This window comes from Aurantibrevibacter litoralis (assembly GCF_034651555.1).
GTDB lineage: Bacteria > Bacteroidota > Bacteroidia > Flavobacteriales > Flavobacteriaceae > Aurantibrevibacter > Aurantibrevibacter litoralis.
The window spans coordinates 1-14,284 of sequence record NZ_JAYEEQ010000002.1 but is presented as its reverse complement, the minus strand read 5'-3'; the positions used below and the strand labels follow the sequence as shown (position 1 = coordinate 14,284).

At 35.2% G+C, this 14,284-nt stretch carries 13 protein-coding genes and 2 pseudogenes; all 15 read left to right on the top strand.

All coding sequences use genetic code 11. The features are described 5' to 3' along the window. The first annotated feature begins 81 nt into the window (after positions 1-81). The 15 genes and pseudogenes from U1E44_RS02130 to U1E44_RS02065 all read left to right on the top strand — a co-directional run bounded on the left by U1E44_RS02130 (position 82) and on the right by U1E44_RS02065 (position 14,099). Positions 82-435 carry a hypothetical protein gene (locus U1E44_RS02130; RefSeq protein WP_322929303.1) on the top strand — a complete coding sequence of 118 codons (354 nt, stop codon included), beginning with the start codon at positions 82-84 and terminating at the stop codon, positions 433-435. A gap of 185 nt (positions 436-620) precedes the next feature. Then, positions 621-2,684 carry a DUF262 domain-containing protein gene (locus U1E44_RS02125; protein ID WP_322929301.1) on the top strand — a complete coding sequence of 688 codons (2,064 nt, stop codon included), beginning with the start codon at positions 621-623 and terminating at the stop codon, positions 2,682-2,684. A 228-nt stretch (positions 2,685-2,912) separates the two neighbouring features. Continuing rightward, on the top strand, positions 2,913-3,248 hold the full coding sequence (locus tag U1E44_RS02120) for a hypothetical protein (protein WP_322929299.1): 336 nt from the start codon (positions 2,913-2,915) through the stop codon (positions 3,246-3,248). A 78-nt stretch (positions 3,249-3,326) separates the two neighbouring features. Beyond that, positions 3,327-4,187, top strand: a complete 861-nt coding sequence (locus U1E44_RS02115; RefSeq protein ID WP_322929298.1) for an HAEPLYID family protein — start codon at positions 3,327-3,329, stop codon at positions 4,185-4,187. A gap of 26 nt (positions 4,188-4,213) precedes the next feature. After that, positions 4,214-5,800 (top strand): SulP family inorganic anion transporter, encoded by a 1,587-nt coding sequence (locus U1E44_RS02110; protein ID WP_322929296.1) that lies wholly within the window; start codon positions 4,214-4,216, stop codon positions 5,798-5,800. Positions 5,801-5,972: 172 nt separating this feature from the next. Next, positions 5,973-6,599, top strand: a pseudogene (locus U1E44_RS02105) (carbonic anhydrase). 197 nt (positions 6,600-6,796) lie between these two features. Continuing rightward, a pseudogene (locus U1E44_RS16900) lies at positions 6,797-6,907 on the top strand (HAEPLYID family protein); the annotation flags it as partial. Between the two features lie 198 nt (positions 6,908-7,105). After that, complete coding sequence (locus U1E44_RS02100) at positions 7,106-7,453, top strand: hypothetical protein (RefSeq protein ID WP_322929295.1); 348 nt, start codon at positions 7,106-7,108, stop codon at positions 7,451-7,453. Between the two features lie 140 nt (positions 7,454-7,593). Next, positions 7,594-7,878, top strand: coding sequence for a hypothetical protein (locus U1E44_RS02095; RefSeq protein ID WP_322929294.1), 285 nt, complete (start codon positions 7,594-7,596; stop codon positions 7,876-7,878). A gap of 364 nt (positions 7,879-8,242) precedes the next feature. After that, a complete protein-coding gene (locus U1E44_RS02090) occupies positions 8,243-8,554 on the top strand; it encodes a helix-turn-helix domain-containing protein (RefSeq protein WP_322929293.1) in 312 nt (103 codons plus the stop codon). Further along, positions 8,547-9,578, top strand: coding sequence for a hypothetical protein (locus tag U1E44_RS02085; RefSeq protein ID WP_322929292.1), 1,032 nt, complete (start codon positions 8,547-8,549; stop codon positions 9,576-9,578). The genes U1E44_RS02090 and U1E44_RS02085 overlap by 8 nt, the downstream gene beginning before the upstream one ends. Continuing rightward, positions 9,575-10,939, top strand: coding sequence for a DNA (cytosine-5-)-methyltransferase (gene dcm, locus U1E44_RS02080; protein ID WP_322929291.1), 1,365 nt, complete (start codon positions 9,575-9,577; stop codon positions 10,937-10,939). Before U1E44_RS02085 ends, dcm begins: the two co-directional genes overlap by 4 nt. Before the next feature lie 174 nt (positions 10,940-11,113). Continuing rightward, on the top strand, positions 11,114-11,812 hold the full coding sequence (locus tag U1E44_RS02075; protein WP_322929289.1) for a hypothetical protein: 699 nt from the start codon (positions 11,114-11,116) through the stop codon (positions 11,810-11,812). A gap of 817 nt (positions 11,813-12,629) precedes the next feature. Then, positions 12,630-13,394: a DUF6843 domain-containing protein gene (locus U1E44_RS02070; RefSeq protein WP_322929288.1), complete on the top strand. Its 765-nt coding sequence runs from the start codon at positions 12,630-12,632 to the stop codon at positions 13,392-13,394. A 228-nt stretch (positions 13,395-13,622) separates the two neighbouring features. Beyond that, positions 13,623-14,099, top strand: coding sequence for an RDD family protein (locus U1E44_RS02065; RefSeq protein WP_322929287.1), 477 nt, complete (start codon positions 13,623-13,625; stop codon positions 14,097-14,099). The last annotated feature ends 185 nt before the right edge of the window (positions 14,100-14,284 follow it).

The window sequence follows — 14,284 nt, the reverse complement described above, 5'->3', positions numbered from 1 at the left end:
AAGGTCTGTGTTTAACCGAAAATTTAGTGCGTAAAAATCCGCTACTATTCTTATACTAGACCGTTGTAGCCAATTTGAGAAATGACAAAATTCCGACTGACTTTAGTAACTGAAAACCAAAAATCCCTTGAAAAAGCAAAAAAGTTTGCGGAACTGATTTGTGGAACACTGAATTGTAAAAACGGATATGAAATTTCAAAATATGAGAAGTTTGAAAACTCATATCGAATAGAAATTGTTGGACAAATAACGGATAAAAACTCGGTTGCAGAATCAATTGAATTGACCGACCGAATTTGCTCGCCTTGGCTTATGACATATGAGCGACCCAAAAATAGCGTGGAATTGATATTTAATAAATCGGACTTATCCAATTTTCGGAGAGCCGAATTTAATGTGCTGAATTGGGCGAATTTTGGAATAGAAAATGAATAAAAAAACTGGCTACAACACCGGCTATAGTTCATTGCTTCTGACTTTCCTTGCGGAAAGTCCTCGCTAATTTGCTATCTTCGGTTTACGGCGGACAAATCCTGCGGATTTATCCGCAACGAAACCATAGCCAAACCGTTGGGCGTCATTAAAGAAAACCCGAACAAACATTGAACAGAATTGAATAAATGAAAGCAAACGAAACGAAAGTAGAAGACTTTTTATCTTCAAATAAGACACAATTTGTAATTCCAGTTTACCAAAGAAATTACGATTGGTCGACAAGTCAATGCAAACAACTTTTAGACGACATTTTGGAAGTCGGAACAAGTAGCAAAATGAATGCTCACTTCATTGGTAGTGTTGTTTACGTTCACGATGATGTTTATACTTCTTCACGAATTAAGGAACTAACTGTAATTGACGGACAGCAAAGATTGACTACTTTGACTTTAATTTATTTAGCTCTTTATCGTTTGGCAATTGAAATTGGAGACAAAGGACTTGAAGCTGAAATTTCAGAAACATATCTCACAAACAAATTTGCACCCGAAGAAGAAAAATTAAAACTTCGACCAACTGAAAATAACGACAAAGCAATAAAATACCTTTTAAGAAGCGATAAAGATGAAGAGTTTAGTGACTTCTCGAAAGTAATTGACAATTTCAACTACTTTAAAAGCAGAATAACTGAAGAAAATTTTGAGTTCGTATTGAAAGGACTTTCAAAACTGATGTTTGTAGAAATCTCGCTTGACAGAGAAAAAGACGACCCTCAAAGAATTTTTGAAAGTTTAAACTCAACAGGACTTGAATTATCACAAGCGGACTTAATTAGAAACTATATTTTAATGGGGCTCAATCGTAGAGACCAAAATAAGATTTACAACAACTATTGGGAAATCATTGAGAAACTCGCAAAAGATGAAACCTTAAATACAAGCAAAGTTTCTGATTTTATTAGAGATTATTTGACTTTAGTCAACAACAAAATCCCAAACAAAAGCAAAGTTTATTTGGAATTTAAAGCAAAGTTTCCAACAACGGATTTGCAAGAATTAGAAGCTAATCTTTCGCCAATAAAATCACTTGTTAAGTTTTACAATAAACTTCTAAATCCTAAGAACGAGACGGACAAAGACATAAGATTACAACTTGAATATATAAACAGACTTGAAATAAATGTGGCTTATCCGTTTTTAATGAAAGTTTATGAAGACTATTCAGAAAACGTAATTGACAAAGCAACATTTATAAAAGTTTTGGATTTCATACAATCCTTTGCTTGGAGAAGATTTATTGTTGGTTTGCCAACAAACGCACTGAACAAAATATTTATGACACTTTACGAAAAAGTGGATAAAAACGATTATTTGTTGTCCTTGCAAAAATGGTTACTAAAAAGACCAGGCTCACAACGTTTTCCAAAAAATAAAGAAGTTATTGAAAGCCTTAAACTAAAAGATGTTTACAACATAAAATCCAAAAACAGAACTTACCTACTTGAACGACTTGAGAATTTTGAAAATAACGAACCAGTAATAATAGAAGGCAACGCAGATATAACCATAGAACACATTTTCCCTCAAAACCCTGACCCGAAATGGAAAGTGGATTTGGGAGCAGATGAATATAATTTAATCAAAGAAACCTATTTGAACACAATTGGTAATTTGACGTTATCGGGTAACAATGGAAAACTTGGAAACAAACCGTTCGTATTTAAAAGAGATTTAGAAAATGCAGGATATAAAGACAGTCGCTTGTGGCTTAATAAGTATTTGTCAATTGCAGACAAATGGGATAAAGCAGAAATAGAAAGACGCTTTGACCTTCTTGCAGAACGATTTTTGAAAATTTGGCAAATGCCAGAAATCGAATTAGAAGAAAGAGATGAAAACAATGAAGTAAACATTTTTGAAGCAGAAGACCCAAAACATAAAAAATTGGAGTATGCCATTTTCTTCGACCAAAAAATAGAAGTTAATCAAGTTGCTAAATTGTATGTAGAAGTATTTAAACAACTTTTTGACTTACAGCCAGAGACATTTTTTACAACAGACTTGGCAGAGAAAATAACGTTAACCAAAAATCCAAAAGAAGGAAATCCAAGACAAGCAGTTGCAATTAATGATACTTATTTCATTGAAGGAAACATTGACAATATTGGGAAATTTGAGAAGATAAAACACGCATTGACGATTTTTGATTCAGAAGATGAATTAACAATAAAATATGCGGAAAAAGAATAACGAACGCCCAACAATGGCTATACGTAATGCGGGCGAAAGTGCTGATATGAAAGTAATTACATTAAATAAACTAACTGCAAAACGGAAAGTGAAGTGCCTTGAAATCCCGCACTACGCATAGCCAAGACCGTTGGTAGCCATATACGAAAACCGACAAAAAAACGTTAATTTTGAACTGTGATAAGTCGAATACGAAATAGCATTTTCACGAAATTCCTTTGGGGAATCATGGGACTTTACCTGCTCAACATTAGCGTTGACACGGCAGACCCCAACCCTGAACATATTCCTGAAGACTTGTCCTTAAATGACCAAGAAAGTATCGTAGAAATAGTAGTCGAAAAAGTTTTAGGCTTTGAAGATGCAATCAAAGAGTATGACGACCATGATACTGAAGACCACAACAAGAAAAAGAATGTGAAAATTGACTTATTGGTTCATGTAATCAAAGCCGACAAAATTGACCATAATCAATTCTTCGAAAGAAAAAAACTCTTTACTGACTATGAAGCTCGCTTATCAAATGGCTTCAACGAAATAGACAGTCCTCCGCCCAAAGTTTGATTTGTTTTCCAGCTCTATCTCACCCTGTGACCAAATAGGATACGGGGTAATCCTTATTGCATTTAAAACAAATCAAAAATGAACATCAAAAAAATCTTGGTGCTAATCATTGTATTAGCACCTTCAACATATATTTCTGCTCAAACTACGGATGCAGAAAAAGACAGTCTTTACATTCAACAAATTGAAGACCACAAAGAACCTGACAAAGTTCTACACGCAGAACCTTTATATATAGACCTGATTCGAGATTTAGGAGCTCGTAAAGGTGAAAAAGAGTGGAACTTAGGACTAGGACTGACTGACAATCTAAAATATGATTCTTATGAAGCCTTGGTAGAATATGAGTGGGCACCTATAGACAGGTTGGGTTTGGAAGTGGAATTGCCTTTCACTTTTTATTCGCCTGTAAACGGAACAGAAAACGACTCAATTCCATCTAACCAATTGAATAGTATCAAAATTGCTGCTCAATGGTCGTTTTTTGTGAATGAGCCTATGGCTACCTCAATGGCACTCGGATACATAAACGAGTTTGAGCTTTCAGACTTCAGGAACTTTGGAAAGCCATTTATTAAAGGAAACGTGTATAACCCTTTCCTGGTGGTTGCCAAACGTTGGGGAAACAATTTTCATTCATTGATTTACACAGGACCAATGGTTGAACAGGATTTCAGCACCAACAAATTCCATACGACTTATGACATCAATACAAGTTTCCATTATATGATAACAGGAACGAGAAACTTTATTGGCATTGAATTCAATAAGACGTTCGACAATGGCGACTTTGATATGACAATGCGACCACAAATGCGCTTAGGAATTGCGGACAACTTGCTCATTGGAATTGTTGCAGGAATTCCTGTAAGTCGTGAAAATGAGAGACTAAGTTCTTTTGTACGACTGATTTGGGAACCAGGACATAAGAAAAAATGAATAAAACAAATTGAAAAATAAAAATTATGAAAAGATTAAAGTCAAAATACGTTCAATCAGACCTTAGAGCCAGTTTGGTGGTTTTCCTAGTTGCCCTTCCCCTCTGCCTTGGAATTGCACTGGCAAGTGGTGCACCCCTATTTTCCGGGATAATCTCGGGGGTTGTAGGTGGTATTGTTGTAGGGTTTCTTAGTAATTCACAATTAAGTGTTAGCGGACCGGCTGCCGGCTTAACCGCTATTATCTTAGCTGCTATTTCCAGTTTAGGTTCTTTCGAGGGATTCTTAATGGCAGGAGTCTTGGCAGGTGTTTTTCAAATTATCTTAGGATATGTAAAGGCTGGTGTCATTTCAAATTATTTGCCTTCCAATGTGATCGAGGGTATGCTCGCAGCCATAGGCATCATTATCATACTCACTCAATTGCCACATGCGGTTGGGTATGATGTATTGCATGAAGGTGATTATTTTTATGTCGATAAAGAAGGGAAGCACCAACTTTTTTCGACCATTATTGACGCCATTAATTTTACACACATCGGTGCATTGCTAGTGGCACTATCGTCCTTGGCCGTGTTAATTTCCTTTGAAAGGGTGTCGTTCCTGAAAAAGATTAGGGCAGTTCCAGGTGCTCTTATAGCAGTACTTGTTGGAGTGGCACTCAATGAAGCCTTCAAAATTTCTGGCTCATCCTTGGCGATTGGCCCGAACCACTTGGTAAGCCTTCCTGTACCATCTTCTATTACTGAATTTTGGGCACAGTTTAGATCGCCTGATTTTACGCAAATAGCTAATCCAGAGGTTTGGATAGTTGCATTTACGATTGCAGCAGTAGCAAGTATCGAGACTTTACTCTGCATTGAGGCAGCTGATAAGATAGACCCTTTAAAACGCTTTACCAATACCAATACTGAGTTGAAAGCTCAGGGGGTAGGAAATATATTGAGTTGTGCAATCGGTGGTATCCCCATGACGTCCGTTATTGTAAGAACCTCTGCCAACGTAAGTTCTGGGGGGCGTACCAAGCTATCTGCAATTTCACATGGGTTTCTTCTCTTGATAGCCGTTTTGGTCATACCTAATATACTGAACAAAATCCCACTTGCTTCTCTAGCAGCAGTGTTAATCATGATCGGCTATAAATTGGCAAACCCCAAAATCTTCAAACATATGTGGAAAACCAGTAGGAAATTTCAGTTTATTCCTTTTGTCGTAACAGTTATTGCCATTATAATGACCGATTTACTCATTGGGATTGGAATTGGAATGCTGATCAGTGTATATTTTATTCTTAGAGGAAATGTCAAACTCGCCTACTTCTTTAAAAAAGAACTACATAAGGATGATGAAACCATTCGAGTAGAATTGGCACAGGAAGTTTCATTTTTGAACAAGGCTGCAATTAAGCAAACCTTCATTCATTTTCCTGAAAATAGTAGGGTAATTATTGATGCCTCTAATACCGTCTATATAGATCACGATGTTTTACAGATTATTAGGGATTTTGTGAATATTTCCTCGAAAGAAAGAAATATAACCGTGGAGTTGGTTGGATTTAGGAAAGAGTACAATATAGAAAATTCCCAAACCCACGTCACTTCAGTTGTACATTGAACGAATCTGAGGATAGTGCCAAGCAGTATTAAAAGTGAAACCAAAATTCCGTCAAATCATTTCAAAATGGACAAATCAAACAAAACCATTTTGAAGAATTTTAATAGAAGGTATGACACTGCTGAACCGTTGTATGCAAGCTGAATAAATTAAACTTAAAACAAATAAAAAAATGGACATAAAGCAAATTTTTAAAAACAATCAAAAATGGGTGGAGGACAAAATGAAGTTTAATTCCAATTATTTCAAAAACCTATCGGAAGGACAAAATCCTGATATACTTTAATTTGGATGTTCTGACAGTCGAGTAACTTGCGAAGAAATAATGGGAGTTTCACCAGGGGAAGTTTTTGTACATAGAAATATTGCCAATGTGGTTTCAAATACCGATTTGAGTGCAATGTCTGTAATTGACTATGCGATTCTTCATTTAAAAGTTAATCACGTAGTTGTTTGCGGACACTATTATTGTGGTGGTGTAAAAGCCGCTATGCAATCACAAGATTTAGGAATACTTAATCCTTGGTTAAGGAACATACGCGATGTTTATCGTACTCATCATGAAGAGTTAAGAGGAATTAGTGACGAAGAAAAACGCTATAAAAGACTTGTGGAATTAAATGTGCAAGAACAATGCATCAATGTGATAAAAACGGCAGCAGTTCAAAGAGCATATCGAGATAAAGGTATAACTGTTCATGGTTGGGTTTTCGATATACATTCAGGAAAACTAATTGATTTAAAAATAGACTTCAGCAAAATTTTAAAAAATGTAATGAAAATTTATCACCTTGATTAATCAATAATAAAGAAAGAAAAATTATATCTCATTTGTCCTGATTGTTATATCGAGCAAGCAATTATACAAAAGTTTGAAAGTGATGCATATTTCTTAACATCATTAGGTTCGGTATTTGATGTATCAGAATTTGAGTATGCGGAAGAAGTAAATCAATTTGTCAATAATAAATCAGTATCGGAGATAATTATTGTAAAAGATCCCAAATGAGAATGAGAATTACGGACAACTTACTAATTGGAATTGTAGCAGGAATTCCAGTAAGTCGTGAAAATGAAAGGTTAAGTTCTTTTGTAAGACTGATTTAAGAACCGAAACATAAGAGTAAGTAAAAAAATACGGCTACCAACATTGTATAAGCGTAATGCGGGCTGAATGGCTAAAATTGAGTATTTTGGCATCTATCAAAGTTTAGTGCGGGCGGACAGTGAATCGCTCCGAAACCCCGCACTACGCTTATACTTGACCGTTACCTGCAAGCTAAGACAGCGACACGATACAACATTATGACAGGAAAATATGAAATAGCAATCTTTTTGACAGTTCTATCATTTGGACTTCCTGTTTTGTATTTCATTTTGACAAGAAAAGCATTAACCCCGTTTTCATTAGGACAATTGACTAAAAGTTTCAATTTTGCTTTTATTGTTCAAATTATCTTGGCAGGGTTGTATTTAGGATTAATGGGGTTTATGGACAAGAAAATATATGCAGAAGGACAAAGTACTGACTTTACAGATATTCTTATGAACACAGGAATGACCTTCACAATTGTTGGTGCTTTCTTTTACATTCCCGGACTTATCCTGTTGAACATTGTTTCATTTATACTTTCAAGACTTAAAACTAAATGAATAAAGTGAAAACATACGGCTTGACAATCTTCTTGACATTATCGTTCGGACTTTTTTCGTGTTCAAACTCGACCAACAAAAAGCAAACTAAAAAGACAAAAACTCACGAAAGACTAATAGACTGTAAAACGAGATATGTAATGGAAGACGGAGAAGAAGCGGACGGATACCACGAAGATTATGAAAATTTTATCAAGGACTATTTTTCTGAAGAACAAAATGGAGACACATTAATTGTAACGACTTTAATTGAAGTAAATGCGTGTGGGAAGACAATTGGAGATATTGAATTTTCGGGAGACACATTGTTTTTAAAAACAAGACAAATTGCGGACGAAGTATGTACCTCGACAATGTTTGAAAAGTACACATACAGAATTCACAACCCTGACAAGAAAAAGTATGAAATACAAAGCGAAAGATAGAAAGCCAGCAGGTAACAGCGTATATAACTTATGGCGGGGAAAGTGGTAAATTCAAGCTTTGGGCAATTAAGTAAGTTTGTCGCAAGCCGACAAGAAAGTGCTTCCAAAACCGCCACAAGTCATATACGCAAACCGTTATGCCTCATTGTAGGACGACAGACAAACCGACAGGCTTCGACAAGAAAACGAAACAGCCGACCGCACATTTTAGCACTTTTGGTTGCCCAACACACAGGCGACCGCTTCGCAACCAAAAGAGCTAAAATTTCCCTGCCCACGACAATGTGAATAAATTCTTTTGGACTACTTTTGACCAAAAGAAAATATTGCCTATTTTTGGACACAAATTGACCAAATGACAGTCGTGAAAAAATTTACCACTTTCGGAGAACATCTCAGGACACTCAGAGAAATTAATAGCTTGACCTTGCGAGAAGTTGCAGCCAGTTTAGCTCTTGACACATCTCTTCTTGCAAAAATTGAACGCAACGAAAGACAACCTACTCGACAACTAATAAAACAGTTCGCAAACTTCTTTAAAGTTGAAGAAAAAGAATTGGTTGATGAATTTCTTAGCGACCAAATAGTTTATAAAATTTTAAACGAGGAAACAGATTTGAATATTTTAAAAGTTGCCGAAGGCAAAATTAAATACATAAAAACTCACAATGGCTAAATACAATAGAAATATAACGGAACTTAAAACAAAGGCTGCAATGTGGTGGCCTGAAGAATTAAAAACCAAAAACGCTTTAGCTAATGTTCTTCCTTTGCTTCTCAAAACACAAGAGGACTTTTTACATCTAATTGTTTTAAGTAAAAATGACCCATTTCAACTTTTTGATTTAATAAAAGTTGCCAAATACCCATCAAATCTATTTCTTAAACATTTAGCTGTTTTGTCTGACTATGGAGGCGAACCAATTCAACGCCTAGGTCGTTCTTTCAAAGACATTTTTCCAAAAGGAAAGGGAGCAAATGGAAAATACTATTTCGATTTTATTTGGAAAGAGAAAAAATTTAAATACGAGTTTAAGGCTTTACCTGTTAATGGACTAAACAGCAAAAAACTATTCATTGACGGAGCAGGATTAATTAAAGAAAAAGAATTAGACGATTTAACGTGCGATATGATTGCACTTTTATTGTTTGCTTCCACTTCTGATTATGCTGAACACGCTGGTTTAACCGCTTGTGAAATTGGCACTATGCTTGGCGATGAGGATGTGTTAACAAAATTTGTAAAGCAGAGATATATAATCGTTAGTAAGCAAACAAGCGTTGCAACCGCTAATAGTTTGGGTCAATTAGCACAAACAGAAATAGTAAGTTTTCTTACCAAAGAACTTGGCGACAAATACAAAATTATTCGCAACGGTTACATTACCATTGACGGTTATGATAAAAAAGGTGGAATGCCTTTCGACTTAGTTGTAGAAAAGGGAAAGAAAAAAGTTGGCATTGAAGTTAGCTTTCAAGTTACTACAAATAGCACCATAGAAAGAAAAGCTGGACAAGCAGCAGACCGCCAAGCATTAGTTCACAAAAGCGGTTATCAGATTGCTTATGTTCTAGACGGTGCAGGAAATTTTCAACGTTCATCTGCAATTTCAACAATTTGTAATCATAGCGATTGCACAGTAGCCTATACAGTTGCAGAATTTAAAGTATTGTCTAACTGGATAAAAAGTGTGCTATGATAAAATTCATTGATTTATTCGCAGGAACTGGTGGTATTCGTTTAGGCTTTGAACAGGCTTGTAAAAATTTTAATTTAAAAACTGAATGTGTTTTTTCATCCGAGATTGATAAGAATGCTTGTGCATCTTATGAATTAAATTTTGGACACAACCCATTTTCAGACGTTACACAAGTTGAAGAATTACCACCTTTTGATTTTATGTTAGCAGGGTTCCCTTGTCAATCATTTTCATACGCTGGAAAACGAAGAGGATTTGGAGAAACGAGAGGAACTTTATTTTTTGAAGTTGAAAGATTGTTATCCAAATATAAGCCTAATGGATTTTTACTTGAAAATGTAAGAGGTTTGACAACTCACGATGAAGGACGAACTTTTGAAACCATAATTAATAGCCTTAAAAATCTTGGTTATAGTGTTAATTATTTCCTTTTAAACAGCAGCAGTTTTGGCGTTCCGCAAAACAGAGTTCGTATTTACATTCTTGGCACATTAAACGGAGACATTAAATCCAAATTACATTCTGACGTTGGAGCTTCTGACTCTCATAAATTTAAAGAACAAAACGGACAGACCTCACTTTTTTCAGAACCAAAAACAATTCGAGTTGTAAAAGATATTCTTGAAAAGAAATTTCCGGAAAATTATGAATGCACAAAAGACTTTGTAAATAAATTAAAAAATGTAGTTGGCGAGGATTTATCAAAACTTCACGGCTATAGACTTATTGATTACAGAGGTGGACAAGCAATTCACTCTTGGGAATTAGGAATAAAGGGAAAATGTACAAAAGCAGAAATTGAATTTTTAAATCTTCTAATCGGAAACAGAAGAAAGAAGACTTTCGGCACTCATCAAGATGGGAAGTCATTGACCATTGAACAAATAAAAACATTTTACAAGAAGAACGACATTGACACCATTTTGACTTCATTAGTAAACAAAGGTTACTTGAGTGCTTATGAAGACAAATACAATCCAGTAGCAGGAAATATGTCATTTGAAGTTTTCAAATTCCTTGACCCCGAAAGTATTTCAATTACTCTAACAGCTTCTGACACGAACAGACTTGGAATTGTTCAAAATGGTAGAGCAAGAAAAATGACACCGAGAGAATGTGCAAGACTTCAAGGCTTCCCTGACACTTACAAACTTTTAGACAACGACAACGCAGTATATAAACAAATGGGCAATGCTGTTTCTGTTCCTGTAATTGAAGCAGTAATTACAGACCTGATTGAAAACAACGACATATTTAACAAGACAAAAGCCAACGCTTCAAAGTCACACACATTGACAAGTCGCACAATCCCAATGCTTGACCAAAACTTGCCAAAGAGTGTGCCTTCCCTAACGCACTGACAGACGAGTGAAAAAACAACGAAGGCATAACACGGGTTTGGCAAAAGTGGCGGTTCAGTGCTCCGCAGACACATTTGTGGTTAATCAAACATTGGTTCTCCGCATCAAAATTTGTGGCGAAAATCGCCACCTTCGCCAAGCCCGAAAACGTTGTGGGTAATTTAAATGACTCTTTTGAAAGAATTTAGAACTGCAATTTTAATAATCGCTTCTATAATCGTTGTAATCCTAAAACTGCATTATGACTACTATCATTTTATATTTCCTCTGATTTTAGTTGCCCTGTTTTATGTCTACGAAATAAAAAATATGCAAAATGGATTACTAAAATCAATTTCCATAGTATTTATCTCTCTTAATATAATTGTTACTGTTTTACCAGATGCATTGATTTACAAAACATTATTTAGCAATTGGCATTACTGGTCTGAAAAGGAATTGAGAAAAGAGCATTTTAAGGGCGAACCTATGGAAGATTTGAATGCTACTGCAGCTGTTTATCCATCGATTATTGGAAAATTCAGCAAAGTTTATAATTTTCCTTCATCAATTATTTTCACCGCTGACAACAGTAAAAATTCATGGATAAAAAAAGAATTGTTTGAAGAGAAGGATAGCAATGCTTTAAAAAAGCTTCTTAGGCATGAAAAAAGACATTTGGACTTGACAGAGGTTTATAGAAGAAAAGCTATGGACAGTATTGAAAAGCTAAGATTCCCATCGATAGAAGAAAAATACAAATTAATCGAATATTATTACAAGATTTCCGATTCGATTAATGATGTGTTTGACTTGGAAACAGAACATGGATTAAATCCTATTGGAAATAAAAAGTGGGCCGACTATTTGGACACCCAACTTGGACTTAAATAAAAACTACCCACAACACGGTGTATAATTAATTGCGGTCGGATTTCCACAAGGGAAATCACTGCAATCAATTATCTTTAAAGTCAGGCGGACATTTTCCGTTGGAAAAGTCCGCAACTAATCATACACTAACCGTTGGGCGCAAGTTGACCAAACCCGAAAACAAGTTCTTTAACATCAAAATTTTAGGCTGATTAAAAAATAATCATCGGAATTAAAACCAATCATCGGAATTAAATCAACTCAACCGAATTGAAAAACTGTGCGGATTGAAAAAAAATGTAGAATTGAAAAACTAAGCGGAATAAAAAACAGTGCGGAATTAATTGCGCAGACTTAAACGCTCGCCAAATGTCTTTGCATTTATTCGAACATAGTCTAAGTCATCATCTTTTGGCTGACTAGCAGAAACGATAAAAGTTACGGCTGACTCAAACGCTGAATGGACTTTCCAAAAACTTGCAACTTGCATCGAAAAAGGCACAACCGACAATCGCTTGGGATTAGCAACTTTGCCGACAAACATTCGTTCAAAAATTGACTGAATAAAAAGCTGAATAAAAAAGCGCAACCGATTTTATTTTCGGAATTTTAAAAGAAAAATCTCGGACTAAAAAACTGAATATCAAATTGAACCCTTTAAAAACGAGCTGAACTAAAAACAACGCGGATTAAAAACCTGCGCCCAACAATGGCTATAAAAAATAGCTACAAAGTGCTTAATCCAAAGTTTTTGTTTATTTTTATTCTCAGTTATTAATCCGAAAAGTTTGCGATTGTTTGCACGCTACTTTTCATAGCCCAAACCGTTGGGCACAATATGAAAATGACCGATAAGACAAGTAACATCCTATATTACAGCGGACTGATTTTACTCACAATCGGAGCATTTGGATTGACTTTTGCTGCGTTCTTTGCAATAATCGGACTACCAGTTTTTGTAATAGGAGTTATTCTGGTTTTGGTCTCTTTAAAAAAGACTAGGAAACAAAGACTAATTCCAATCGGAATTTTTATTATTGGAATAGTAGCCTTTTGGCCAATATGGAGAGGAATAAATACTGTTGGACCAGAAGTTTTTTTAATTCCTGAAAATTATCGTGGACGAGTAAATATAATATATAAAAAAGATTGCGGAATAGAATTGGAAAAAACCGAAGAAGGATTAGTTTATAAAATACCGAATGACGGAATACTAATTCTTGACAAGGAACAAAAATATGGTTTTATCGACCATAAATACTATTTGATTGACCAAAATGGAAAACGGACTGAATTGCCAAAAATGGATGTACGAGACTTTAATGAGGAATGGACTTTGGAGAAAAACCCTAACGAACCACCAAGAGAAAAACTTGGAGTTTTTCATTGGGGAAGAACTGGAAGTATGGGAAAAATGATAGACGAAAATGGAGAGGTTTCTAACGAAGACGACCTTTACACTTTTAACGAATTTTACGTTTCGACTTATAGTGATTTAACAGAAAAGTTTAATTTTAAGTACGAGCGTAAATTTGACTCAATAAGAGATAATAAAATAGAAAAATGTAAAATAAATACTGTGCCCAACAATGGCTATAAGTAATTGCTTGTTCTCGCCTACTTTGGAAATTCCGCAGGAATTTCCAACTTGGTGTGTACTTGCAAAGTTAATCGCTAAACCACGCAACTACTCATAGCCGAGACCGTTGTGTGTAAGCTGAACCGACCAACGAAAATCGTGCTTCAATTCAAATTTTTAGTACTTTATTACAGAAAATAACGGAATGAAAAGTGGAGATTTTTTTGAGAATTTTAAGAACAAAAGTACCAAATGACAGAAATTACAATTGAAAACCAAACTAAAACTCAAAATAACGGAATTGAAATCGCAAAAAAACGATATAGAATCGGAGCATTTCTAATTGACTTTTTAATTCTCTGGCTAATTGGAATGGTCATCGGAATATTTTTTGGAACACCTCACGAAGATGGAATTGGATATAGTTTTAATGGATTTCCTGCCTTTGCGTGGATGTGTTGCGGAATTTTTCTCTGGCCAGTAAGCGAAGGAATTTGGGGACAAACAATTGGAAAAAGATTTTTGGACTTAAAAGTTGTTACCAACGAATTCAAACCAATTGGAATCGGACAAGCATTCGGTCGATTTTTTCTCGGATTTATAGATTACATATTTCTAATCGGATTGATAATAGCAGCAACTAATAAGCAGAATAAACGTATTGGAGATATGGTTGCGAATACAATAGTCGTGAGAACAAAAAAAGCCTACACACAACACCGTGTATAATTAATTGCTTTGGTCGTTGCTTATTTGGAAAATTCCTTCGGAATTTTCTCTCGTTCGTTTTTGTTTGCTAAATTAGTTGCTGAAACACGCAACTAATCATACACAAACCGTTGTGGTGCATTTTGACCCGACCGAAAATAATCTTACGAAAATTAGGAAAATGTTATCTTTTGAGATAACTTTGT

Bases quoted from the DNA above. Each gene is read 5' to 3' on its own strand.
- U1E44_RS02065 (WP_322929287.1), top strand. From the start codon at position 13,623: ATGACAGAAATTACAATTGAAAACCAAACTAAAACTCAAAATAACGGA.
- U1E44_RS02110 (WP_322929296.1), top strand. From the start codon at position 4,214: ATGAAAAGATTAAAGTCAAAATACGTTCAATCAGACCTTAGAGCCAGT.
- U1E44_RS02130 (WP_322929303.1), top strand. From the start codon at position 82: ATGACAAAATTCCGACTGACTTTAGTAACTGAAAACCAAAAATCCCTT.
- U1E44_RS02120 (WP_322929299.1), top strand. From the start codon at position 2,913: ATGGGACTTTACCTGCTCAACATTAGCGTTGACACGGCAGACCCCAAC.
- U1E44_RS02085 (WP_322929292.1), top strand. From the start codon at position 8,547: ATGGCTAAATACAATAGAAATATAACGGAACTTAAAACAAAGGCTGCA.
- U1E44_RS02070 (WP_322929288.1), top strand. From the start codon at position 12,630: ATGAAAATGACCGATAAGACAAGTAACATCCTATATTACAGCGGACTG.
- U1E44_RS02100 (WP_322929295.1), top strand. From the start codon at position 7,106: ATGACAGGAAAATATGAAATAGCAATCTTTTTGACAGTTCTATCATTT.
- dcm (WP_322929291.1), top strand. From the start codon at position 9,575: ATGATAAAATTCATTGATTTATTCGCAGGAACTGGTGGTATTCGTTTA.
- U1E44_RS02115 (WP_322929298.1), top strand. From the start codon at position 3,327: ATGAACATCAAAAAAATCTTGGTGCTAATCATTGTATTAGCACCTTCA.
- U1E44_RS02125 (WP_322929301.1), top strand. From the start codon at position 621: ATGAAAGCAAACGAAACGAAAGTAGAAGACTTTTTATCTTCAAATAAG.
- U1E44_RS02095 (WP_322929294.1), top strand. From the start codon at position 7,594: ATGGAAGACGGAGAAGAAGCGGACGGATACCACGAAGATTATGAAAAT.